This window comes from Sphingomonas arvum, assembly GCF_026013565.1.
GTDB lineage: Bacteria > Pseudomonadota > Alphaproteobacteria > Sphingomonadales > Sphingomonadaceae > Sphingomicrobium > Sphingomicrobium arvum.
Map to the genome: position 1 here is coordinate 456,410 of NZ_JAPDOB010000002.1, position 23,485 is coordinate 479,894.

The following is a 23,485-nucleotide window of genomic DNA, read 5'->3' on the forward strand; positions in this document are numbered from 1 at the left end:
TCCACCTTGCTGGTTGAAGCTGCGCGTTGGCGGTAGTGATTCTCGGATGCACCCGGTCCAGACGTTCGAACTGATCCTAGTCCTGCTTGGGGCCGCCGTGGCGCTGCACCTGATCGCGGCTCGGCTGGGCCTCCCGCCCTCCGCGGCGCTGCTGGTCGGCGGCGGGGCTCTGGCGTCGCTTCCCGGCCTGCCGCCGGTGTCGCTGGACCCGGAACTCATCCTGGTGCTGTTCCTCCCACCCCTGCTGTTCGATGGCGCGTACTACACGGCATTCGGCCGCTTCCGCCGCCACCTGCCCGGGATCATGTCCCTAGCGGTGGGTGCCGTGCTGTTCACGGCCGCGGCAGTGGCGATTGTCACGCACTGGCTGATCCCGGGGCTGTCCTGGGCCGCCTGCTTCGCCCTGGGCGCGGTCGTCTCGCCGCCGGACGCGATCGCGGCCCGTGCCGTGCTGCAGCGGGTGACGCTGCCGCGCAGACTACAGGCACTGCTGGAGGGCGAGAGCCTGCTCAATGACGCCACGGGGCTGGTGCTGTTCCGCTTTGCGGTAGCCGCGACGCTGGTCGGGTCATTTGACGCAAACCAGGCTGTCGGCAGCTTCTTCCTGCTGGCGCTCGGCGGCGTGGCGGTCGGTGCCATCGTCAGCGCAGCCTGGATGTTCGTGCTCCGCCGCCTTCATGACGACACGCTGGTCGTCGCCGCATCCACGCTGATGTGCTGGGCTGCCTATCTCGCGGGCGAGGCGCTGCAGGTTTCGGGGGTGATCGCCACGGTAACCTCCGGGATCGCGTTCGGCTGGTTCCAGCACGGGCTGCTGCCCGCCCGCGTGCGGCTGCAGGGCTCGGCCTTTTGGCGGACGCTGGTGTTCACGCTGGAAGCGCTGATCTTTATCCTGATGGGCTTCTCGCTGCGCGGCGTGGTTGATCGCATCGGCTTTGAACAGGTGCTCGGCTCCCTTCTCGGGCCCGCGCTACTGGTCACCGGCGCCGTGATCGTGGCGCGCCTGGTCTGGGTCATGGGCACGGAAGCCTTGCTGACCACTGTTCGTGCGATGGGCATGCGGTCCGCCCGTCCCCTTGGGTGGCGATCGGCCGCCGTGCTTGGCTGGGTCGGCATGCGCGGCGTGGTGACGCTGGCCATCGCATTGAGCTTGCCCGCCGGCTTTCCTCAACGCGACTTGATGCTGGTGACCGCCTTCGCCGTGATCCTGGTGACCGTTGTCCTGCAGGGCGCGACCCTTGGCGGCGTGATTGCCCTGGTCCGGCCCAAGGACATCGACCCGCCCGCACCGGTGGCGTTGCCAGCGGCCGAAGCGGCGGTCGCGCGGGTCAAGTTCGAGGCTGCCGAGCAGGTCGCTTATGACGGCAACGGCGAGCTCATCCATCCGCAACTGCTTGAAACCTACCGCAGCCGGGCAGTGGGAACGGAGCGCTATGCGGCGGACGCCGACCGCTTCATGGAGAAGATCCGGCCGCACTTCAGCCTGATGCTGGGCGTCATCGCGGCCGGGCGAGCGGAGCTGCTGCGCCTGCATCGCGAGGGCCAGATCGAGGACGAGGTGCTGCACGACCTGGAGCGCGACCTCGACTTGGAGGAGGTTGGCATTATCTATCAGCGTGGCGACGACGCGCCCGGTTGAGTCTAGCCGCCGGTCGCCAGCGACAGCAGCAGCTTGGCATTGAGGCCGGTGATGACGGCGGCGATCACCCAGGCGCTCCACCTCAATGCGGCGCCGTTGGCGAAACGACCCATCAGCGCACGATTGCTGGTGAACGCGACGAGCGGCACTACCGCGAACGGCAATTGCATGCTGAGCACCACCTGGCTGAGCACCAGCAGTCTGGTTGTCCCCGACTGGCCATAAAGCGCCGCGACGACCACGGCTGGAACGATGGCGAGGAGCCGGGTGAGCAGCCGGCGCTGCCAGGCTGGCAGCCGGATCCTGAGGAAGCCTTCCATGACAATCTGGCCGGCCAAGGTCGCGGTCAGGGTGGAGTTCTGCCCGGACGCCAGCAGCGCAACGCCGAACAGGGTGCTCGCCAGACCGACGCCCAGCATGGGGGTGAGCAATTGATATGCATCCTGGATCTCGGCAACGTCGGTGCGGCCGGCGGCATGGAAGGTCGCCGCGGCAAGGATCAGGATCGCGGCATTGATGAACAGCGCGAGCATCAGGGCGATGGTGCTGTCGAGGGTAGCGAAGCGGATTGCCTCCTGCTTGCCGCTGTCGGTCTGCTCGAACGCCCGGGTCTGCACCACGGCCGAGTGGAGGTACAGATTGTGAGGCATCACCGTTGCCCCCAGGATACCGATCGCGATGTAGAGCATGGCCGGATCGGTGACGATTTCGGGCGTGGGCACGAAACCCCGCATGACGGCGCCGATCGCCGGCTGCGACAGGGCGATTTCGACCACGAAGCAGCCGGCGATCACGATGAGCAGGGCGATGATGAAGGCCTCGAGCAAGCGGAACCCTCGCTGCTGAAGCAGCAGCACGAGCAGCACGTCGAGCGCGGTCAGGCATACGCCCCAGACGAGGGGAATGCCGAACAACAACTGCAATGCGATGGCGGTGCCGATCACCTCGGCCAGGTCGCAAGCGATGATCGCGAGCTCGCACGCGATCCATAGCAAGAACGACACTTCCCGGGGGTACTGGTTGCGGCAGGCCTGGGCGAGGTCGCTCCCGGTGACGATGCCGAGCTTGGCCGCGAGTGCCTGAAGCAGAATCGCCATGACGTTCGACAGGAGAATGACGGACAGCAACGTGTAACCGAACTGCGAACCGCCAGCGAGGTCGGTCGCCCAATTGCCCGGGTCCATGTAGCCGACTGCCACGAGGTAGCCCGGACCGGAAAAGGCGCCGAGCTTGCGCCAGAACCGTCGATCCTTGGGAACGGCGATCGAGCGGAATACCTCGGGCAGGCTGTTACCGGACTCTATGGCCAGCTCCCGGTAGATCTTGCGGAACCATAACGGGTCCTTGCAAGCCAAGCAGGCCCGACGCAAGCGGTTGCGGGCCCAGGTCGGGCCTGTCGCAACCTGCCGATCAGTTCGGGCGTAGCAGCGCGGCGGTCCGGGCGAACTCGCCGATGCGGTCGAGGTCGGTCTCGCCGGCGGGAGCGATCCAGCTGCCGCCGATGCAGGACACGGCCGGGTGGGCGAGCCATTCCGACGCGGTGGCAGCGGTGATCCCGCCAGTCGGGCAGAAACGGACATCGCCGAACGGGCTGGCGAGGGCCTTCAACGCCGGCAGTCCACCCGAACTTTCCGCCGGGAAGAGCTTGAAGCGGTCAAGGCCGTGATCAAGTCCGCGCATGATATCGCCGGCGGTGGCGACGCCGGGCAGGTAGGCGGTGCCACTGCCGATGGCGGCGCGGGTCAGGCCGTCGGTCAGGCCGGGAGCCACAATGAATTGGGCGCCGGCATCCAGCGCGGCGTCGAGCTGCCGGGGGTCGAGCACGGTGCCCGCGCCGACGATGGCGCCGGGGACGCTGGCCATCGCACGGATCGCCTCCAGCGCGTGGGGAGTGCGCAGGGTGACTTCCAGGACCGGCAGTCCGCTGGCGACCAGCGTCTTCGCCAGTTCAATCGGGTCGAGGCGTTCGTCCAGCACCAGCACCGGGATGACCGGAGCGGCGCTCATGATGTCATCGATCGTCATGCATGCATCCTGGCGAAGGCGGCGGCCGCGCCGAACAGGCCGGGCTGCGGATGGGTGATGAGCTTGACCGGCATGTCCTCCATCCTGCATTGGAACCGTCCCTTGGCGATGAAGCGATCGCGGAAGCCGGAGCGTGGCAGGTGCGCCGCCAGACGCAGGCCAAGCCCGCCGCCGATCGCCACGGCAGTCGCACCCTGCGCGAGTGCCAGGTCGCCGGCAGCCGCCCCGAGCGTCAGGCAGAAGCGGTCCAGGGCGGCCACGGCCAAGCTGTCGCTGCGATCCATGGCGGCGGCCCAAAGGACCTTCTCGTCGTGGATGGTGGAGGGCCGGGCCTCGATCGCCGCGAGCGCTTCATAGAGGTTCATCAGCCCTGGGCCGGAGAGCAGCCGCTCCAATGACGCCCGTTGAAAGCTGCGCCGCAGCTCGGCCAGGACTCGGTCCTCCAGCGCATCCAGCGGGGCGAAATCGATGTGCCCGCCCTCGGTCTCGATCACCTCGTGACGACCGTCCGTGCGCAGAAGACCCGCGACACCAAGGCCGGTGCCCGGCCCAAGGATCGTGATCATGCCCCTTTCTGGCAGCGGCCGGTCCGGGCCGCACAGGTGGGTGAAGGCGTTGCCGTCGAGCGCCCCCACGGCGTGGGCGACTGCGCCGAAGTCATTCACCACCGTGAACCGCTCGACTCCCAGCTGCTCGGCCACGAGGGCAGGGCGGATCACCCAGGGGTTGTTGGTCAGCTTGAGCAGCTCGCCGTAGACGGGGCCCGCGAAGGCCATCGCGAGCTCCGTCGGCAGCGGCTCACCAAGCTGCCTACCGAACTGCTCCCACGCCGTTTCGAAACTGGCGTGTTCGGCGGTCTTGAGGGTCAGCGCCTCAGACAAGCGGGCGACGCGGGTGCCGTCCAGTTCGGCAACGGCGAAGCGGGCGTGGGTGCCACCGACATCTGCCGTGACAATGCGCCTCATGGCGCCGCCATGGCGTCGGCCGGTGTGGCCCCGGCCTGGTCCTGGTCCATCAGTTCCAGCATGGCCGATGCACCATGCTCAGCGTCGCCGGCGGCCAGGCGCATCATGGCAAACAGCTCGCGCCCGGTGCCCGCGGGCGGCGGCGGCGGCGGGGCAGGATCGCGGCTCGCCAGGTCGACGCCGACCGCCTCCAGTACGCCCTGCTCAGCCGAAAGCCGCACCGGGTCGCCGTTCCGAAGTCGGCTGAGCGGGCCTCCGCCGAGCGCTTCGGGTGACAGGTGGATCGCGGCGGGCACTTTTCCGCTGGCGCCGGACATGCGCCCGTCGGTGACCAGCGCGACCCGATGCCCGCGGTCCTGCAGCACCCCGAGCGCCGGAGTGAGCTTGTGCAGCTCCGGCATACCGTTGGCGCGTGGGCCCTGGAAGCGAACGACGACCACCACGTCCCGGTCCAGCTCTCCGGCACCGAACGCCGCCAGCACCTGATTCTGGTCGGAGAAGATCCGGGCGGGCGCCTCGACCGTCCAGCGCGCCGGATCGACGGCGCTGGTCTTGAACGTCGCGCGACCCAGATTGCCCGCGACCAGCCGCAGCCCGCCGTCCGGCAGGAACGGGTCGCTCACGGCTCGGAGCATGGTCTGGTTGCGGCTTGCGCCCGGGTCGCGCCAGACGAGCGTATCGCCGTCGAGCTCGGGCAGGCGGGTGTAGGCGGCGATGTCCTCCGCACCCGCCGTCACCACGTCGCCGTGCAGCAGGCCCGCGCCGAGCAGCTCCCGAGCAACGACCGCGATCCCGCCGGCATAGTGGAAATCGTTCACGTCACCCGACCCGTTTGGATAAACGCGGGCGATCAGCGGTACCGCGCCGGAAAGGCCGTCGATGTCCTCCCAGTCGAGGATGATGCCCGCGGCTCGGGCAATCGCCGGCAGGTGGATGGCGTGGTTGGTCGATCCGCCGGTGGCGAGCAGTCCAACGACCGCGTTGACGATCGCCCGTTCGTCCACGCATTCGGCCAGCGAGCGCTGCCCGCCGGCGCTGAGCTCCGCCAGCCGGTGCACGGCTGCCCGGGTCAGCGCCTGACGCAGCGGGGTATTAGGCTGGACGAACGCCGCGTTCGGCACGTGCAGCCCCATCAACTCCATCATCATCTGGTTGCTGTTGGCGGTACCATAGAAGGTGCAGGTGCCGGGCGAATGGTAGCTAGCGGCCTCGCTCGCCAGCAGTTCGTCGCGGCCGACCTTGCCCTCGGCATAGAGCTGGCGGACCCGCTGCTTCTCCTTGTTCGGCAGGCCCGAGGGCATCGGCCCGCCAGGAACGAGCAGCATCGGCAGGTGCCCGAACCGCAGCGCGCCGATCAGCAGGCCGGGCACGATCTTGTCGCAGATACCGAGCAGGGCGGCGCCGTCGAACATGCCGTGGCTGAGCGCAACCGCGGTGCCGAGCGCGATGGTGTCGCGACTGAACAGCGACAGGTTCATGCCGTCCTGCCCTTGAGTCACCCCGTCGCACATGGCGGGGACTCCGCCCGCCACCTGCGCCGTCGCGCCGGCCTCGCGGGCGAAGACCTTCATCTGCTCGGGGTAGCGATAATAGGGTTGGTGGGCCGACAGCATGTCGTTGTAGGCGGTGACAATCCCGATGTTCGGGCCGCTGACCGTACGGATGCGCTCCTTGTCGCCTTCGGCAGCAGCGAAACCGTGGGCGAAGTTGCCGCAGCTCATCCGTTGCCGGCTGACACCGCGCTCCGCCTGCTCGGCCATCAGGTCGAGATAGCGGCGGCGGCCGGCGCGGGACCGCTCGATGATGCGGTCGGTGACTGCGGCGATGCGCGGGTCGAGGGTCATGCTCGGCACCAATGGATGTCGATCGGCTGTTCCGCCTCCGCCAGCACGCGTCCGATCGGTAGGCGGCTGCCGGCGCCGTCGGCGATGGCCTGCTCCAGCAGGGCCTTCTTCTTCTCGCCGGCGATGGTCACCAGGATCGTGCGGGCCGACAGGATCGCGGCACGGGTCAGGGTAACCCGGGGGACCGGCGCTTCCGCGGGAAGCGGGTCGGGGCGCACCCCGACCATCCGCCGGCTCTTGGGCGCTTGAAGGGCCTCGTCCAGGTCGGGTCCGGCGAAAATGGACGCGGTGTGGCCATCCTCACCCATGCCCAGCCAGACCAGGTCGGGCGGCCAGGACAGGTCCTGCAACCGCGCATCGGCAGCGTTGCCGGCGAGCTTCACGTCCGGGTTGATCGTCGCCACGGGGAAGACCCGGGCGCCGGTGCTGAGGAAGCTCTCCGCGAGCAGCCGGACGTTGCTGAGTTCCGACTGCACCTCGACCAACCGATCGTCGGTCGGAATGATCGTGGTTTTCTTCCACGGCAGCCGGGCCTCCGCCAGCCGCGCGAAGACTGGCCGCGGCGTACTTCCGCCAGGGAGAGCGATGAGGCTCTGGCCGCGGGCCTCGACCGCGCTTTCGACGATAAAGCCGACGTCGCCTGCCACCGCCTCGGCAAAGGCGGCCGGATCGTCATATTCCCACCATTCCGCTTCAATCATTCCAGCTCACTCCGGCACGCTCGGTCAGCGCGATCGCGGCCGGCGGACCCCAGTTGCCGGCGCCATAGGGCCGGGGATGAACGCCGGCGGCGGTCCACGCGGCGCGGACGCCGTCAATCCATTGCCATTGCGCTTCCACCTCGTCGCGGCGCACGAACAAGGTAGGGTCTCCCTCGATCAGGTCCAGCAGAAGCCGTTCGTAGGCGATCCGGCGACGAGTGTCGGCGAAGGCGTCGGACAGGCGGATGTCGAGCGGCACTTCGCGCAGCCGGATGCCGTTCCGGTCCAGCCCCGGCATCTTGGCCATCAGCTCCAGTGCGATATTCTCCTCCGGCTGGATGGCGATGATCAGCCGGTTGGGCGAGGTCTGCGCTCCGCGCGAGGCGAACATGGAGTGCGGCACGGGGCGAAACTGGATCACGATCTCCGTCCGCCGTTCAGGCAGTCGTTTGCCGCTCCGGAGGTAGAAGGGCACGCCGGCCCAGCGCCAATTGTCGACATGCGCCTTTAGCGCGACAAAGGTCTCCGTGGCCGACGCCCGCCCAAGCTCGTCGGCATAGGCCGGCACCGGCTGGCCGAGCACCGCGCCGGCGGCATATTGGCCAGTGACCGCATGACTTTCGACGGTGCGGGTATCAATCGGGCGCAGGGACCGGAGCACCTTCACCTTCTCGTCGCGGATGGCGGTCGCGCCGAAGCTGGCCGGCGGCTCCATCGCGACCAGCGCCAGCAGTTGAAGCATGTGGTTCTGGACCATGTCGCGCAGAGCGCCGGCCCCGTCATAATAGTCACCGCGTCCTTCCAAGCCGATCGTCTCTGCAACGGTGATCTGGACGTGGTCGATGAAGTTGGCATTCCACAGCGGCTCGAACAGCACGTTGGCGAAGCGCAGCGCCAGCAGGTTCTGGACCGTTTCCTTGCCAAGATAGTGGTCGATTCGGAACGTCTGCTCCTCGGCAAACGCCAGCGCCACCGCGTCGTTGATTTCCCGGCTAGACGCGAGGTCGGTGCCAAGTGGCTTCTCCAGCGCCAGCCGGACGCGGCTCCCGGCCAACCCGGCCGCTTCGAGGTTGTCGATCGTTGCCTTGAACAGCGAGGGCGCAGTCGACAGAAAGATGGCGATCTCGCCGCCGTCGTCGCGCGCCGCCTGCCGTAGGCGCTGGAAGCCCGCGGCGTCCGTCACGTCGAGTGGCAGGTAGTGCAGGCGCGCAAGGAAGCGTTCGAGCACCGCCTCGTCAATCGTGGCCCCGGGCACATGCTCCCGAATGGCGCTGCGGGCACGGTCGCGGAAGCTGTCGTCCGTACCGTCGCTGCGCGCGGTCCCCAGCACCTGCAACGTGTCGGGTAGCAGTCCATCCAGTTCAAGTCCGAACAGCGACGGCAGCAGCATGCGGGCGGCCAGGTCGCCGGTCGCGCCGAACAGGATCAGCGTGGTCGCCTTAAGGCGCCCCGGGCCGCTCACCGCCTGCCCCTGCACAATCGCCGTTGCTCGTCCATGATCCCGCCTATGCACCGGCTTGGTCTGCCCCGCTTCTTGCGCGCGATCACCGCGGATTGCCCGATCTCGCCCGCCAGCATGAGCGTGTCCTCCCAGTCGACCGCCACGTCCTTGATGGACTGGAGGGCCCCGGCTTGCCTCATAGCTCGGCGGGAGGTCGGCGGCCATCTGAATAGGAGGACAGAACGTCACGTGACCAGCTGGCTGCCGTTCCGGGGTCGACGGCACCCGCGTTCTCGTCGCTTTAGCCGATTTTGATCAAGGCCGCGGCGGCGGGCCTGATGGTGGCGGCGCGAGCCCTTAGCAGGTCGGCAGGGCTTGTTCCTGCCGGCGCTATGTGCCCACGGACCATCGTTAAGGCGGGCGTGATTATTGCCGATCCGGAACCATGTCCTTTTCGGCTGCGTTCCAACGACCGCTGACTTTGTGCGCCATCTCCGGTCCATTCGGAACAGGGGGAGCACGGTCTGCCGTTCAACTTCGGGAGAAGGCATATGAAGAAAACCGCTATGGCCCTGATGCTGGCCAGCTCCATTTCGCTGGGCGCCTGCGCCACCACGCCGCAGAATGACACGTTGGCCGACGCCGCCACCGGCGCCGCCCTCGGTGCTGCCGGCGGCGCCGCCGTTGGTGCCGTTGTCCCCGGGATCAGCCCGATCGCCGGTGCGGCGGTTGGTGCGGCCATCGGCGGCCTGTCGGGCGCCGTGTGGGCCGACCGCAACAATGACGGCCAGGCCGACGGCTACGTCCAGAACGGCCAGTACTACCAGGGTGCCCCGTCGGGTTACGACAACACCACCGGCACCATTGCCACGGGTGCGGTCGGCGGTGCGGCGCTTGGCGCTGCGGCCGGCGCGCTGATCCCGGGCGTCAGCGTCTTGGGCGGTGCGGTTGCCGGTGCGGTGGTCGGCGGTCTCGCCGGCGCCATCTGGGCCGACAACAACAACGACGGCCAGGTCGACGGTTACGTCTACAATGGCCAATATTACCAGGGTGCCCCGCCGCAGAGCGCGGCCCCCGCCCCGGCCCCGACGTACAGCGCGCCCGTTCGCAGCGGCGAGCGCGGCTAAGTCGCTGAGCTAGCCAGTCGGCTCGCTTGCCGCGAGCCAACTGGAGGAGAGGTGCCGGTCGCTCTGAAGCGGCCGGCACTTTCTTTTTGAGTCAGAGCCGCGACCAGGTGGCGATGTAGGTGACCCGGTCCACGACCGGCTGTCCACTACTGTCGCGTGCGGGCGCGAAGCTCATTCGTGGCAACAGCAGCGCGCAGATCGCCTGGTCGAGCTGCGGGCTGCCGCTCGAGCGAGCCGGGCGGCAGTCGATCGCCGTTCCATCCGGGCCGACGGTAATCGAGAAGGCCGCGCTGCCGCTGGGTACCTCGAACGCCCGGATTCTCCGGTAATCGCCGCGGGTCAGTCCGCCGCCGAGCCAGCGCGCCCCGCTCGCGCCACCGGTTCCAGCCCCACCCATGCCGCCACTGCCCGCTCCTTCGCCGGTACCGCCGGCGCCGTTCCCGGGTCCGCTGACCGCCCCCGCGCCGGCAGTCTGGTCGGTGCCAGGCACAGGTCCGCGCTCGACTGCCGTCCGAGTCGGGGAACGAGTTGGGACCGGCCTCAGCGGACGAGGCGCGACCACGGGGGCGGCCTTGGCTGCACGATCCGGCGCGCCGGCCGCTGGCTTGGCGCCGCTGGCAGCCGACAGGGGCGGCGGTGGCACGTGGGACAGGGAAATGGAGAAACGAGTCAGGCGCTCTTCTGCGGCCCGCACCAGTTGCGGGCCCTTAAGCCCAGCCAGCAGTGCAATGCCAAGCGCCGCGTGGACGCCGACCACCAGGCCTAGCGCCTTACCCCGGTCACGCCTGTCGGTTCGGTACGGCATGGCCCGCCTGTAACAAGTTTTCCGCGGCGCGGGAGCTAGGCGCTCAACGGAGCGCCGGCACCGGCAGGCTGGCCAGCGACGAGGCGGCGACGAGGCGGCGACGGTTGCACCGACGGGTGCGCTTGCCAACTCGACCGTTGGCACGCTGCGCCGAGAGCCGTGGGTCCAGCGCCGGCCCGACGCCGCGAACGTCAGCACCGCCCAGCGAGCCGGGGCGCCGGTGGCCTTGCTGTGAGAAACCCGGCTCCAGCGAGCATCCAGCGGCGTGCGCTCGATCTGCAGGGGGACCGAGCCAAAAACGTCGGGCTGGTTGAGGGCGATTTGCGCGCGTTCCTCGGCAGGTGCGGGCAGTAGCATCGGCGCTGCCTCGGCAACCGCCGCCGGACGGAGCAGCGTCGCCGCAAGCGGCTGGCCGGTCTAGGCGGCGATCAGCGCCGCCAGCCGGCTCGGTGTGCCGAGGATCGCCTCGCTCTTGGCCGCGGCGATTGTCGTTTGCGCCGTGGCGGGCGTCGTTGCCGCGAAGAACAGGCCGAGCCCGAGAAGAAGCTTGCCGCGCATAGGACCGTCTGTCGCCAAACAAGACGCACATCGGCATAAGCGTCGTGATTACGGCGAGGTAAGCCTAGCTGTTTGCTTCGGCCCCGGCGAGAAAGGCGGCGAGGACGCGGTTGAAGATCGCCGGCTGCTCGACATTCGGCAGGTGCCCGGCGCCGGCAATCTCGACCAAGGTCGCATGGGGCAAGCGGTCCTTCAGTTCCTCGCTCAGGGTCGGCGGGGTGATCCGGTCCTCGCTGCCGCACAGGATCAGCGTCGGGCAGCGGATGGGGGTGACCTGCTCGCGCTGGTCGGCCAGCCACACGGCCGCCGCGCCAAGCTCGTAGGAGGCCGGGTCGATCAACGCCATGGTCTCGATCAGCTCGCGGCGCAGTTCGAGGGAAGCGCCAGGAGCGAGAAGGTGATCGATCCGCGCCTTCGCCAGCTCGCGCATGCCGATCGTCCGCGACGCATCGACCGAGCGGTCGTAGATGGCTTGGCCGTCCGGATGCACGGCGAACGTGTCTGCCAGGATGACCGAGGCGCAGCGCTCCGGCGCCTGGGCATGCATGGCAATCGCAACGATGCCGCCAAGCGAGAGGCCACACAGATGCGCCGTACCCACGCCCAGCCCGTCCAGCGCGGCCCACAGGGCGGTCGCATAAGTGTCGCGGGTGGCGCCGGGCTGCGGAGCGCTGTCGCCATAGCCCGGATAGTCGAATGCCAGTGTGCGACGAGCAGCACCGAACTCGTCCAGCTGCGGCCGCCAGACGCTCTTGTCCGACCCGACGCCGTGCAGCAGCACCAGCGGCACGCCGCCGCTGCCCGCTTCCAGGAAGCCGATCGCGCCGGCGGCGGTGTGCACGGTGGCCATGGCGCCTCTTGGCAGGTCGGTTGCGACCGCGCTAGCCGTGCGCCATGGCCAGCATGACGGTTAACGGACAGGCGCTGCAATACCGACTGGACCCGCAGACCCCTCTGCTATGGGCGCTGCGGGAAGCGTCGAACCTGACCGGTGCCAAGCATGGCTGCGACGACGGCGGCTGCGGCGCTTGCACCGTAATCGTTGATGGCCGGGCGGAGCGCAGCTGCCAGCTGCCGCTGTCGGCCCTGGAAGGCGCATCGGTGATCACCATCGAGGGCCTGAGCGAAAACCGCTCGCACCCGGTGCAACAAGCGTGGCTGGCCGAGCAGGTTACTCAGTGCGGGTTCTGCGAACCTGGCTTCATCATGGCGATCGCCGCGCTGCTGCAGGCCAGTCCGCGACCGAGCGCGGAGCAGGTGGCGGCCTTGCCGAACCGATGCGCGTGCGGCGCGCAGCTACGTATCCTGCGCGCGATTGCACGGGCCGGGAAGATGATGGCGGAAGCGGCGGCGCCGATCCCCGGCCCGAAGCGTTAAGGACCCGCTCAGTCGACGCTGGATAGTAGGTTCGAGATGTTACCGCGCTTGCCCATTTTCGTGGTTGCGCTTGCAGCGGCAATGCCGGCGGCGGCGCAGCGCACGCCCGCGGATGACGCCCTCCAGCGGGTGCGCGACAGTCGCGCAGCGCGGGCCGCGGATGGAACGGAGCGGGCGGGAGCCGTCCGCGACCTGCTGCGGCCGAACGGGAGCGTGAACTCTGCGGTCCGCTCGGGTACGCTATACGAACGGCAGGTTCTGGTCGGCCGCAGCCTGACCCCGCCCGCGAAAGACACCGTACGCCGGCCGCAGCCCGTGATCACCCAGCCGGTCGACACCCTCCTAATTCCGCAGGGCAAGCCGTTCGGGCGCACGCCGCCGCGTCAGCGCCGAACTCTCGCTGAGCGTTAAACGCCGTTGATCGAACGGACAGTTGCCGTCACACGGGCGGCACCGCTTGCCGACGAGCGCCCCCATGTTTCTCAAGGACCTGCCCCACCGATGACCCGTTTCCTGCTGGCCGCTAGCCTGCTCGCCCTCGCTGCCTGCTCGGCCGCGCCGGCTCCCATCGCCGGGCCTGTGCCGGTCGCGCTACCTGAGTCACCGGCCGCTCCGGCCGCCACTGCGGCCAGCGAGCATGAGAAGCTGTTCGCCATTTTCAAGGCGAGCGACGAGGCGAGCCTCGAGCGCAATCCGTTGAATGCCCTGTTCCGCGGCGACATGCGCTTCGCCGACCGGCTCGGTGACAACATCACGGACGCTTATTATGCGGGCGAGAAAGCAGCGGCGGAGAAGGACCTGGCGGCGCTCGGCACCGTCGATCGCTCGGCCCTGAGCGCGACCGACCAGCTGGCCTACGACGTGTTCAAGTTCTCGACCGAGGACACGCTGCGCAACCTGCAGCCGGAGCTGCTGGCGCTGACACGGGTGCGGCCGATGAACCATTTCTTCGGCTTCCACACCTTCTACCCCACCTTCGCCAGCGGCAAGGGAGCCGCGCCGTTCAAGACGCTGGCCGACTACGAGAACAGCCTGAAGCGCAACGCCGACTTCGTCACCTACATGGACCGGGCGATCGGCCGCTGGCGCGAAGGCATGGCGAGCGGAGTGGTCGACACCAAGCTGACCGTCCGCAACATGATCGAGCAGCTCGATACGCAGCTGAAGCAACGGCCCGAGCAGTCGCCTTACTACGGTCCCGTGAAGCAGTTCCCGGCGAGCATTTCGGCGGCGGACCGCGCGCGGCTGACCCGCGCCTACCGGGCTGCGATCACCACGCAGATCTATCCGGTCCTGACCCGCGCGCGCGATTTCCTGAAGAACGACTATCTACCAGCCGCTCGCGAGGGCGTGGGCCTCAGCAGCATGAAGGGCGGCGACCAGCTTTATCGTCAACTGGTCAAGTCCACGACGACGCTCGACATGACGCCCGAGGAGATCCATCAGCTTGGCCTCAGCGAGGTCGCGCGGATCACCGGCGAGTTCGAGAAGGTTCGCCAGGAGGTCGGCTTCAAGGGCAGCTTGCCCCGGTTCTTCGACTACATGCGCACCGCCAAGCGCTTCCAGCCGAAGAGCCGCGCAGCGCTGACGCAGGACTATTACGCGGTCGGCAAGAAGGTCGAAGCGCAGATCCCGCGCTTCTTCAGCGCGGTGCCCAAGGCGCCGCTGGTGATCCGCCCGTACGAGCCGTTCCGCGAGAAGTTCGAGGCCGGCGGCTCCTACGAGCAGGGGACGCCCGACGGCACTCGCCCAGGCACCTTCTACTTCAATGCCTATGACCTGCCGTCGCGCAGCACGTGGGAGGAGACGACTCTGTTCCTGCACGAGGGCGAGCCGGGGCATCATTTCCAAATCAGCCTGGCGCAGGAGAATGAGGCGCTGCCGAGCTTCATGCGGTTCGGCGGCAACACGGCCTATGTCGAGGGCTGGGCGCTCTACGCCGAGACGCTGGGCTACGACATGGGGTTCTACAAGGACCCGTACCAGCGGTTCGGAACGCTGAACGACGAAATGCTGCGGGCGATGCGGCTGGTGGTCGATACCGGCATCCATTCCAAGGGTTGGACCCGCGACCAGTCGATTGCGTACATGCTGGGGCATTCGGGCATGAGCCGCACGGACGCCACCGCCGAGGTCGAGCGGTACATCGCAATTCCCAGCCAGGCGCTGGCCTACAAGCTCGGCGCGCTGACCATACAGCGGCTGCGGCGTAAGGCGGAGGCCGAGCTCGGGCCGAAGTTCGACATCCGCGATTTCCATGCCGAGGTGCTGATGACGGGCGCCCTGCCGCTGGCGATCCTGGAGCAGAAGATCGACCGTTGGATCGCGGCCACGAAGGCTAGCTAGGGCGCGACCCGATCAGGCTGATTTGCCGGCCATAGCTGGGTTCGTTCCGGTGGGTGGCGCGCCGGTAACTGTAGAAGCACTCCGACTGGCCGTAAGTGTCTTGGCCGAGCGCTTCGACCTGGCGAAGACCAGCGGCGGCGAGGCGGGCGAGGACGTAGCTTTCGAGGTCGAAGTGCGGCTTGCCCGACGGCCCTTCGTTGAAGAAGCGTTCGGCGGACGGATCCACCTCGAGGAACGGGTCGGCAAAGCGGAAGTCGACCTCATAGGAGCGCTGGGCGATGCACGGTCCGACGGCGGCGGCGATGCGCTCGCGGCGGGCGCCCAGCTGCTCCATCGCCTCGACGGTGCGGTCGGTGACGCCCGCGAGAGCTCCTTTCCAGCCGGCGTGGGCGGCGGCGACCACGCCGGCCTCCCGGTCGGCGAACAGCACCGGCGCGCAATCGGCGGTCAGAATGCCGAGCAGAATCCCCGGCCGGTCGGTGACCACGGCGTCGGCATGCGGGCGGTCGTTGTCGGGCCACTCGCCGGCTTCCACCACCTCAGCCGAGTGGATCTGGTGCGGTGACACGATCCGGGCACCTGGCAGCACCGCATCGGCGGCTCTCCGGCGGTTCTCGACAATCAGCGCGAGGTCGTCGCCGCTGCCCCAGCCGCAGTTCAGACTGGCCATTGCGCCGGTGCTGAGCCCACCCTGACGGCCAAAGAAGCCATGCGGCACGCCGTCGAGCGCGGCCGCGCGCCAGGCCGGCACGATCACAGGTTCGCCTCCCACACCCGGTCGCAATCCGCCTGGTTGCCGACCATGAACGCATAGGGGCCGCGATCTTCGAAGCCGTAGCGCCGGTAGAATGCCTGAGCGCGGCGGTTATCCTCCCACACAGACAGAGCGATGCGTTTGGCGCCGCGACGCCGCGCTTCGTCCAGCACCCATTCCATCAGCTGCCGGGCGAGCCCGGTACCGTGGGCTTGCCCGAGCAGGTAAAGCTGCTTCAGTTCGATCGCGCCCTCCGGATCGACGTGGGGCAGCTTGACAGGACCGAGCTTCGCATAGCCGACCACGTCGCCGTCCTGCCCGCCGACCTGGAAGGCGAAGGCGGGATCATCAAACTCGCGCTGCCAGGCGCCCGGGGTGAACTGGCCAAGGAAGCTCGCGAGGTCCTCCGGCGCGTAGAGGTGCGCGAAGGTATCGCAGAAGCTGGTGCGGAACACCCGGTCGATGGCGGGCAGGTCGGCTGCGGTGGCGGGACGGATGGTCATAATCCCGCAGGCGTTGGCCACTCCGGCGCAGAAATCGCAAGCACCTTGAACAGGCTGCCCATCTGGTCGGGCCGGCACAGGCGGGCGCGGGCGCCCTCGATCTCCGCCGCACGCTCCGGCGCAGCGTTCGCGAGCATACGGGCCCGCGCCATGATGCCGAGCCGTTCGAGCCAGGGTCCCTGTTCGGCAGGTCCGCTGAAGACGGCACCGGCCTCGCGCGCGATCTCGCCTACCCGCTGAAAGTCAACATGGCTGGTCAGGTCTTGCTCGCCCGGGTTGACCAGCACGGGAGTGAATCCGTGCCGCCGCACCGCTTGCAGGGTATCGCCAGGCGCGGTCCGCTCATGGCCATAGTCGATCACCAGCGCCATGCCACCCAGCGCGACCAGCCGCTCGGAAATCGCCCGGACCGCTCCATCGCGCGCAGGTGACGTTTCCACGATCTCGCCATCCCGGTCGAAGGCGAGCTGGCCGGCGGTGATCACGATCCGCCGCTCAATCCCGCCGACGTGCTGACGGATCGGCAGGGCGTCGAGGAACTCGTTGGCGACCACCAGGAGCGGGCCGTCGCCAGGCAGGTGTTCGATATGCTCGTGCCAGGTCGCGTCCGGGATCGCCGCCTTCTGAGCGGCCCGCAGTGTCTCGCTGGTCTCGACGAAGTGGACCGGAGGGACGAGCCCGGCCGAGCGCATCACTCGCAGCGCATCGCTCGCCAGCGTCCCGCGACCGGGCCCAAGCTCCACGTAGCGCGCGTTCGCCGGCCGGCCCGCGCGCGCCCACACATCCGCCAGAGCGGCGCCGACCAACTCGCCGAACATCTGGCTGATTTCCGGCGCGGTGGTGAAATCTCCCGCCGCCCCCAAGGGATCGCGGGTCGCGTAATAGTAGCTGTTGCAGGCCTCCATGAAGGCCTCGCCCGTCAGCGGGCCCTCCGTCCGGATGCGCTCGCGCAAGGCCCGTTCGAGCGGCGTCACCTCTAGGCCACGCTCTCCGTGCCGACGATCGGCTCCACCCGCTCGCGCCGTCCCTTGGCTGACAGGAACAGCCACAGGCCGCCAAGGATCATCGGAATGCACAGCCATTGCCCCATGTGCAGGCCGGTGGCGCGGGCGAACCCGACCAGCTGCGCGTCCGGCTCACGGATGAACTCCACGCCGAAACGGAACAGGCCGTAGAAGAGCAGAAAGGCGCCGGTCAGCTTGCCCGGCTCGTAGCGGGCGCGGGTACGCCAGAACATCCACCACAGGATTGCGAACAGGACTACGCCCTCAAGCAGCGCTTCATATAGCTGGCTCGGGTGGCGCGGCGGGCCGAGCACCGTCACGCCGGCAACCAGTTCGGGAAAGCGAACTGCCCAGGGCACGGTGGTCGGCGCCCCCCAGAGTTCGGCGTTAACGAAATTGGCGAGGCGTCCCGTGAACAGACCAATGGGCACCACGCAGGCGACATAGTCGTGCAGACGGAGCCAGTTCAGCTTGTGTTTCCAGGCGAGGTACAGAATGCCGAGGCTGGTGCCGACCACGCCGCCGTGGAAGCTCATGCCGCCGTCCCACAGCTTCACGATCTCCAGCGGATTGTGGAAGTAGAAGAACGGCCGGTAGAACAGGACATAGCCGATGCGGCCGCCGAGGATGACGCCCAGCGCGGCGTAGAACACCAGGTCGTCGGCATGGCGGCGAGCCATCGGCGCGCCCGGCTCGCGGATCAGGCGCAGCATGTACCAATAGCCGAGGAAGATGCCGGCGAGGTAAGCGAGGCTGTACCAGCGCAGCTGGAAGAAGCCGAGGTCGAGCGCGACCGGGGACAGGTGGAGGTCCGTCCATGCCACCCCGTTTGTCGCTGTCGCCAGAAGGCTCATCGAAACCTCTTCCCCGTTGCTGTGGCCCGCCTCATAAGGACCCCCGCCCCAAACGCCAAGGAGAGCCGGATGCCCAGTGAACTCGACCAACGCTATGACGCGGTGTTGGCGGCGGTCACCGGCCCTGGCGGCCGCGTGGTGCTGGGCAAGGACGATCTCGGGCGCACGGTGGTGACCAACTTTCCAGCGACCCTGCCGCTGTTCTTCAAGACCTTTTGCGCGCTGAACGGCCAGGTAGAGGCGGTGATCGCCGGTGAGGAGCGGCTGACTTTCGCTGACCTCGATTGCATCTCGGACGACCTCGCCCGGGCGCTGGTGGCGCGGCACGGGGTCCAGAAGGGCGACCGGGTCGGCATTGCCATGCGCAACTGTCCGAGCTGGATCGTCAGTCATATGGCAGTGCTCAAGGCAGGCGGCATTTCCACCCTCCTCAACGGCTGGTGGCAAAGCCACGAGATGGCGCACGCGCTGGAGCTGACTGAACCGAAGCTGATCCTGGCCGACCCGCCGCGCGCGCAGCGGATCGGTGCGGCCTGCGGTCCATGGCCGATCGTGTCGCTGGAGGTCGCCCAGCCGCTCGGCCAGGCACTTGCGCCGTTGCTGGACGACGTTCCGTCGTTCGACACCGTGCTGCCGGATGTCGCGCCCGACGACGAGGCCACCATCCTGTTCACGTCCGGCTCGACCGGCGGCGCCAAGGGTGCGCTGTCGACCCACCGGGCGGTGACGCAGGGCGTCTACACCTATGCCACCAGCCTCATGTGCCTGCTCGGGATCATGGAGAGCATGGGCGAGGGGCCGAAGAACCCGCCCAAGACCCTGGTCAGCGTGCCGCTGTTCCATGTCACGGGCGAGGTGCCGGTGCTGCTGAACAGCTTCGTCATCGGCCGCGGCATGGTGCTGATGCCCAAGTGGGACGCGGGCGAGGCGCTGCGGCTGATCGCCCGGGAGAAGGTCACCTACTTCGTGGGCGTCCCCACCATGAGCCTGGAAATGATGAACCATCCCGACCGGGATCGGCATGACCTTTCCAGCCTGACCGACATTGCGGCCGGCGGCGCGGCGCGGCCCGTGGCGCACGTCCAGCGCCTCAAGGACAGCTTCGAAACGGCGCAGCCGGCCTTGGGCTACGGCCTGACCGAGACCAACGCGGTCGGCTGCGGCAACTACTGGGGCAACTACATAGCCAAGCCGGCTTCGACGGGCCGCGCGCTGCCTTATGTGGAGGTGGCGATCCTCGGTGCCCACGATGCGCACCTGCCGCAGGGCGAGCGCGGCGAAGTCGCCATCCGCACGGCCGCGAACATCAAGGGTTATTGGAAGAACCCGGACGCGACGCTCGCCGCGTTCACTGAGGACGGCTTCTTCAAGACAGGCGACATCGGCTACCTCGACGAGGACGGCTACCTGTTCATCGTCGACCGCAAGAAGGACATCATCATCCGCGGCGGCGAGAACATCAGCCCGGTCGAGGTCGAGGCCGCCATCTACACCCACGAGAGCGTCACCGAGGCGTCCGTGTTCGCCGCGCCTGACGAGCGGCTGGGCGAGGTGCCGGTCGCGGTGGTCCTGCCGGCCGAAGGCGCCGACCTCAGCGAGGAGGAGCTGCGCCGCTTTCTCGAGCCGCGACTGGCGGCGTTCAAGATCCCGGCCCGCTTCATCTTCGCTCACGACAATCTGCCGCGGCTCGGCACCGGCAAGATCGATCGGGTGGCGCTCAAGGCACAGTACGCCGCTTGAGGATCGATCGGCGTACGCTGCTGGTCGGCGGCGGCGCCGGGCTGGGGCTGGTCGTCGCCTGGGCGGCCTGGCCGCGCCGGTTTGCGCCCGGGCTGCCGATCGGCAAGGGCGAGCAGGTTTTTGGCCATTACCTGAAGGTTGGGACCGACGGGCGGGTCACGGTGGCCGTGCCGCAGGTGGAGACCGGGCAGGGCATCTGGACCGCGCTGCCGCAGCTGCTGGCCGACGAACTCGGTGCGGACTGGACCAAGGTGGCGGTCATCCCCGCGCCCGTCGGACGGGTGTACGACAATCAGGTGCTTGGCGGCCGGGGCCGGACCACCGCTGCTGCGACGTCTGTTCGGGCGTTCGCCGAGCCGATGCGCCAGGCCGGTGCGACCGCCAGAATCATGTTGTGTGCGGCGGCAGCGAAGCAGTGGGGCGTCGCGGCCGGGGAGTGTGACACGGCCGGCGGGTTTGTCCTGCATGAGGGCAAGCGCCTGCCCTTTGCTGCGCTCGCGGAGGCCGCAGCGCAGGCCGCCGCTCCGGAGGACGCCCCGCTTCGCAACCGCCCAGCCGGTCTCGCAGCGCAGCCGCTTCCTCGCGTCGACGGGCCGCCCAAGAGCGACGGGTCAATGCGCTTCGCCGCGGATGTTCGCTTGCCCGGCCAGGTCTATGCCGCAGCGCTGATCGGCCGTCCGGCCGGCGAGGTGCCGAAGGGCCTGCATCGGGGCGAGGGGTGGGTCGCCGCCGTGGCCGACACCAGCTGGGCGGCACGCCGAGCACTGGCCGCAGCCGCGCCGGCATTCCAGGGGTCACGTGGCGACGACGACGGCATCACGCAGGCGGTCGAGCTGGCACTGGCCGGCAACGAGTTGCCGTCGCTGACCGGCCGCACCGTGACGGCCGATTACGCCATGGCGCCTGTTCCGCACCTGGGGCTGGAGCCACCCGCTGCCACGGCCCGCTGGGTCAATGGCCAGCTGGAAGCGTGGGCATCGACCCAGCAGCCCGACGCCCTGCTCGCCGCAATCGGCGGTGGCCAGCTCTATCCCATGCCGGTCGGCAGTCCCGATGGGGTCGCAATGAGCAACCCGGCGGCACCGATCGCCGTCGAACTTGCCCGGCGCCTCGGGCGACCGGTGCAGGTGGTGCTGTCGCCGGCTCACGCCCGCGCCGTCGATCCGGTGCTCGCCCCCGCCCGCGCACGGCTGCGCGCGCAGCTGGGCCCCGATAACCGACCGATTGCGCTTGCCGGCCAAGTGGCGGGGCTGTGGCCGTCGTTCCCGTACGCGGTGGGGCGGGTGGACGTCCGCGCCGCCCAGCCCGCCGTGCCGATCACCGCCGGTTACTTGCGTGGTCAGGACGGCCTGTTTGCCGCCTTCGCCCGGGAAAGCTTCATAGACGAACTGGCCCGGCAGGTGGGCTCCGAGCCGCTCGCGTTCCGCATCTCGCTGCTGCCCGGCAAGCCCCGGCTGGCGCGGGTGCTGTCCACCGCCGCCGCGATCGGCGGCTGGGACGGCGGCGGTTCGGGCAGCAGCCTGGGGCTGGCCGCGCATTCGGCCTACGGCAGCCACATCGCCTTGCTCGCCAGCGCGACGATCGGAGGCGACGGGCAGGTCGCCGTAGACCGCTTGGTCTGCGCCGTGGACTGTGGCCGGGTAGTCAATCCGCAGCTGGTTCGCCAGCAAGTCGAAAGCGGGCTGATCGCCGCGCTGGCCTATGCTCGCGCGCCAGCGCCGAGCTTCCGCGACGGCCTGCTGCGCTCCGGCGGCGGAGTGGCGCCGACGCTGGCCGGAACGCCGCGGATCGAGGTGGAAGTGATTCCCAGCGCTGCCGAGCCGGGGGGCTTGAGCGGCCTGTCCACCGCCGTGCTCGCGCCAGCTGTCGGAAATGCCGTAGCGGCGGCGAGCGGGCGGCGCTTGCGCGCCCTGCCGTTCGATCCGATGTCCGAGGCATGAATCCGCCCGCCGAGCATCCAACCATTTCGCCGCGCAAGATCGGCGTGCTGCTGATCAATCTCGGCACGCCCGATGCCCCGGAAGCGCCGGCCGTGCGCCGCTACCTGGCCGAGTTCCTGTCCGACCGACGGGTCGTCGAAATTCCGCCAATCGCCTGGAAGCCGATTTTGCACGGCATCATCCTGCGGACCCGGCCGGCCAAGTCCGCGCATGCCTATAGTCAGGTGTGGACGGAAGAAGGCTCCCCGCTCGCCGCCATTACCCGCCGGCAGGCCGAGGCGCTGCAGCGGCAGTGGGGCGACCGGGTCGTGGTCGACTGGGCGATGCGCTACGGCAATCCCGGCATCCGGCCCGCGATCGAGAAGCTGAAGGCGGCCGGGTGCGAGCGGATCCTCGCCGCGCCGCTCTACCCGCAATATTGCGCCGCGACGACCGCAACGGCCAACGACACGGTGTTCTCGATGCTAGCCGAAATGCGCTGGCAGCCGGCCCTTCGTACGCTGCCGCCTTACCATGACGAGCCGGCCTACATCGACGCGCTGCAGCGCAGCATCGAGCGACAGCTCGCCGCGCTCGACTTTGCTCCCGACCGCCTGCTCTTGAGCTTTCATGGCATGCCTGAGCGCACGCTGTTCAAGGGCGACCCCTACCATTGCCATTGCCGCAAGACCGCGCGGCTGCTGGCCGAGCGGCTGAGCATCGGAGTCGAGACGGCGTTCCAGTCGCGGTTCGGCCGCGCCAAGTGGCTGGAGCCCGCGACGGAGGACGTGCTGGCGCGCCTTCCGGGAGCAGGCATGAAGAAGCTCGCCATCGCCGCGCCCGGGTTCTCGGCCGACTGCATCGAGACGATCGAGGAGCTCGGCATTCGCGGCAAGGAGACCTTCCTTGCTGCGGGCGGCACGCACTTCGCCCGGCTCGACTGCCTCAATGACAGCGACGAAGGGATAGCGATGCTCGACGCCCTGCTGATGCGCGAACTTGCGGGGTGGGTGGCCGGCGCATAGGCTCCTGCGCGGAGGAGACTTTTCATGGCCAGAACAGCAATCGTGACCGGCGGCACCCGCGGGATCGGCGAGGCGATCAGCGTCGCCTTGCGCGACATGGGGATGACGGTGGCGGCAAATTACGCCGGCAACGACGAGCGCGCCCGCGCCTTTACCGAGCGGACCGGGATCCGCGCCTTCAAGTGGGACGTCAGCGACTATGACGCGTGCCAGGCGGGCGTGAAGGAGGTCGAGGCGGCGCTGGGTCCGGTCGACGTGCTGGTCAACAACGCCGGCATTACCCGCGACACGACCATGAAGCGGATGGACCATGCCAAGTGGCAGGAGGTGATCGACATCAATCTCGGCGGTTGCTTCAACATGGCCAAGGCGGTGTTCGAAGGCATGCAGGGGCGCGGTTACGGGCGGATCGTCAACATCGGCTCGATCAACGGCCAGGCCGGCCAATACGGGCAGGTCAACTACGCCGCCGCTAAATCGGGCATCCACGGCTTTACCAAGGCGCTGGCGCAGGAAGGCGCGCGCTCCGGCGTGACCGTCAACGCGATTGCACCGGGCTATATCGACACGGACATGGTGGCGGCGGTGCCGGAGGACGTGCTGGGCAAGATCGTCGCCCGCATCCCGGTGAACCGCCTCGGCCGCGCGGACGAGATCGCGCGCGGGGTGGCGTTCTTGGTGGACGAGAATGCCGGGTTCGTCACGGGATCGACGCTGTCGATCAACGGTGGCCAGCATATGTACTGAGCGAAGCGCCGAGCGCAGCCTAGCCGAGCGGAAGCTCGGCGAGCTGCGCGAAGAGACGCAGAGCTTCGGACGGCCTGCAGCCAACGGCTGACAGGACCGACGGCGCGGATT

Annotated in this window: 23 protein-coding genes; 9 read left to right on the plus strand and 14 right to left on the minus strand. The window is 68.6% G+C overall.

Translation table 11 applies throughout. The annotated features are described in order from the left end of the window. The first annotated feature begins 46 nt into the window (after nt 1–46). Entirely contained in the window at nt 47–1,639 is a 1,593-nt protein-coding gene (locus OMW55_RS09710; protein ID WP_264882749.1) for a Na+/H+ antiporter, read from the plus strand. 2 nt (nt 1,640–1,641) lie between these two features. On the opposite strand, the gene OMW55_RS09715 is transcribed toward OMW55_RS09710, so the two are convergent. The 7 genes from OMW55_RS09715 to OMW55_RS09745 all read right to left on the minus strand — a co-directional run bounded on the left by OMW55_RS09715 (nt 1,642) and on the right by OMW55_RS09745 (nt 8,815). Next, entirely contained in the window at nt 1,642–2,949 is a 1,308-nt protein-coding gene (locus OMW55_RS09715) for an Nramp family divalent metal transporter (protein WP_407822153.1), read from the minus strand. A gap of 100 nt (nt 2,950–3,049) precedes the next feature. Continuing rightward, the gene (gene eda / locus OMW55_RS09720; protein WP_264882752.1) at nt 3,050–3,664 is read right to left on the minus strand and encodes a bifunctional 4-hydroxy-2-oxoglutarate aldolase/2-dehydro-3-deoxy-phosphogluconate aldolase; all 615 of its coding nucleotides are present in this window, start codon (nt 3,662–3,664) and stop codon (nt 3,050–3,052) included. Next, complete coding sequence (locus OMW55_RS09725) at nt 3,661–4,629, minus strand: glucokinase (protein ID WP_264882753.1); 969 nt, start codon at nt 4,627–4,629, stop codon at nt 3,661–3,663. The genes eda and OMW55_RS09725 overlap by 4 nt, the downstream gene beginning before the upstream one ends. Continuing rightward, nucleotides 4,626–6,473, minus strand: a complete 1,848-nt coding sequence (gene edd, locus OMW55_RS09730) for a phosphogluconate dehydratase (RefSeq protein ID WP_264882754.1) — start codon at nt 6,471–6,473, stop codon at nt 4,626–4,628. The genes OMW55_RS09725 and edd overlap by 4 nt, the downstream gene beginning before the upstream one ends. Next, complete coding sequence (gene pgl / locus OMW55_RS09735) at nt 6,470–7,174, minus strand: 6-phosphogluconolactonase (protein ID WP_264882755.1); 705 nt, start codon at nt 7,172–7,174, stop codon at nt 6,470–6,472. The genes edd and pgl overlap by 4 nt, the downstream gene beginning before the upstream one ends. Beyond that, a complete protein-coding gene (gene zwf, locus OMW55_RS09740; RefSeq protein ID WP_407822154.1) occupies nt 7,167–8,564 on the minus strand; it encodes a glucose-6-phosphate dehydrogenase in 1,398 nt (465 codons plus the stop codon). Before zwf ends, pgl begins: the two co-directional genes overlap by 8 nt. Nucleotides 8,565–8,632: 68 nt before the next feature. Further along, nucleotides 8,633–8,815 (minus strand): hypothetical protein, encoded by a 183-nt coding sequence (locus OMW55_RS09745; RefSeq protein WP_264882759.1) that lies wholly within the window; start codon nt 8,813–8,815, stop codon nt 8,633–8,635. Nucleotides 8,816–9,166: 351 nt separating this feature from the next. Here OMW55_RS09745 and OMW55_RS09750 point away from each other — a divergent pair, with 351 nt between their 5' ends. Next, nucleotides 9,167–9,742, plus strand: coding sequence for a glycine zipper domain-containing protein (locus OMW55_RS09750; protein WP_264882761.1), 576 nt, complete (start codon nt 9,167–9,169; stop codon nt 9,740–9,742). Nucleotides 9,743–9,833: 91 nt separating this feature from the next. Here the strand turns inward: OMW55_RS09750 and OMW55_RS09755 are convergent, their stop codons facing one another. The 3 genes from OMW55_RS09755 to OMW55_RS09765 form a co-directional block, all read right to left on the minus strand. Next, nucleotides 9,834–10,547 (minus strand): energy transducer TonB, encoded by a 714-nt coding sequence (locus OMW55_RS09755; protein WP_264882762.1) that lies wholly within the window; start codon nt 10,545–10,547, stop codon nt 9,834–9,836. A 417-nt stretch (nt 10,548–10,964) separates the two neighbouring features. Then, nucleotides 10,965–11,105, minus strand: coding sequence for a hypothetical protein (locus OMW55_RS09760; RefSeq protein WP_264882764.1), 141 nt, complete (start codon nt 11,103–11,105; stop codon nt 10,965–10,967). A 64-nt stretch (nt 11,106–11,169) separates the two neighbouring features. Next, nucleotides 11,170–11,955: an alpha/beta fold hydrolase gene (locus tag OMW55_RS09765; protein WP_264882765.1), complete on the minus strand. Its 786-nt coding sequence runs from the start codon at nt 11,953–11,955 to the stop codon at nt 11,170–11,172. 44 nt (nt 11,956–11,999) lie between these two features. On the opposite strand from OMW55_RS09765, the gene OMW55_RS09770 reads away from it, so the two are divergent. The 3 genes from OMW55_RS09770 to OMW55_RS09780 all read left to right on the plus strand — a co-directional run bounded on the left by OMW55_RS09770 (nt 12,000) and on the right by OMW55_RS09780 (nt 14,828). Then, on the plus strand, nt 12,000–12,482 hold the full coding sequence (locus OMW55_RS09770; protein WP_264882767.1) for a (2Fe-2S)-binding protein: 483 nt from the start codon (nt 12,000–12,002) through the stop codon (nt 12,480–12,482). Nucleotides 12,483–12,518: 36 nt separating this feature from the next. Beyond that, entirely contained in the window at nt 12,519–12,893 is a 375-nt protein-coding gene (locus OMW55_RS09775; RefSeq protein ID WP_264882768.1) for a hypothetical protein, read from the plus strand. A 90-nt stretch (nt 12,894–12,983) separates the two neighbouring features. Next, the gene (locus OMW55_RS09780) at nt 12,984–14,828 is read left to right on the plus strand and encodes a DUF885 domain-containing protein (protein WP_264882769.1); all 1,845 of its coding nucleotides are present in this window, start codon (nt 12,984–12,986) and stop codon (nt 14,826–14,828) included. On the opposite strand, the gene pgeF is transcribed toward OMW55_RS09780, so the two are convergent. Genes pgeF through lgt form a run of 4 tightly spaced genes read right to left on the minus strand, consistent with a single transcriptional unit; the run spans nt 14,821 to nt 17,943 of the window. After that, complete coding sequence (pgeF, locus tag OMW55_RS09785) at nt 14,821–15,585, minus strand: peptidoglycan editing factor PgeF (protein ID WP_264882771.1); 765 nt, start codon at nt 15,583–15,585, stop codon at nt 14,821–14,823. The genes OMW55_RS09780 and pgeF overlap by 8 nt on opposite strands. After that, nucleotides 15,582–16,085: a GNAT family N-acetyltransferase gene (locus OMW55_RS09790; protein WP_264882772.1), complete on the minus strand. Its 504-nt coding sequence runs from the start codon at nt 16,083–16,085 to the stop codon at nt 15,582–15,584. The genes pgeF and OMW55_RS09790 overlap by 4 nt, the downstream gene beginning before the upstream one ends. After that, nucleotides 16,082–17,059: a class I SAM-dependent methyltransferase gene (locus OMW55_RS09795; RefSeq protein WP_264882774.1), complete on the minus strand. Its 978-nt coding sequence runs from the start codon at nt 17,057–17,059 to the stop codon at nt 16,082–16,084. Before OMW55_RS09795 ends, OMW55_RS09790 begins: the two co-directional genes overlap by 4 nt. Nucleotides 17,060–17,061: 2 nt before the next feature. Beyond that, the gene (gene lgt / locus OMW55_RS09800) at nt 17,062–17,943 is read right to left on the minus strand and encodes a prolipoprotein diacylglyceryl transferase (protein WP_264882776.1); all 882 of its coding nucleotides are present in this window, start codon (nt 17,941–17,943) and stop codon (nt 17,062–17,064) included. A gap of 69 nt (nt 17,944–18,012) precedes the next feature. Between lgt and OMW55_RS09805 the strand changes: the two genes are divergently transcribed. The 4 genes from OMW55_RS09805 to phbB are packed head-to-tail and all read left to right on the plus strand — an operon-like array spanning nt 18,013 to nt 23,374. After that, the gene (locus tag OMW55_RS09805; RefSeq protein WP_264882778.1) at nt 18,013–19,683 is read left to right on the plus strand and encodes a class I adenylate-forming enzyme family protein; all 1,671 of its coding nucleotides are present in this window, start codon (nt 18,013–18,015) and stop codon (nt 19,681–19,683) included. Further along, a complete protein-coding gene (locus OMW55_RS09810; protein ID WP_264882779.1) occupies nt 19,680–21,623 on the plus strand; it encodes a molybdopterin cofactor-binding domain-containing protein in 1,944 nt (647 codons plus the stop codon). Before OMW55_RS09805 ends, OMW55_RS09810 begins: the two co-directional genes overlap by 4 nt. Continuing rightward, on the plus strand, nt 21,620–22,627 hold the full coding sequence (hemH, locus tag OMW55_RS09815; protein WP_264882780.1) for a ferrochelatase: 1,008 nt from the start codon (nt 21,620–21,622) through the stop codon (nt 22,625–22,627). The genes OMW55_RS09810 and hemH overlap by 4 nt, the downstream gene beginning before the upstream one ends. Nucleotides 22,628–22,651: 24 nt before the next feature. Beyond that, nucleotides 22,652–23,374 carry an acetoacetyl-CoA reductase gene (gene phbB, locus OMW55_RS09820; RefSeq protein ID WP_264882781.1) on the plus strand — a complete coding sequence of 241 codons (723 nt, stop codon included), beginning with the start codon at nt 22,652–22,654 and terminating at the stop codon, nt 23,372–23,374. The last annotated feature ends 111 nt before the right edge of the window (nt 23,375–23,485 follow it).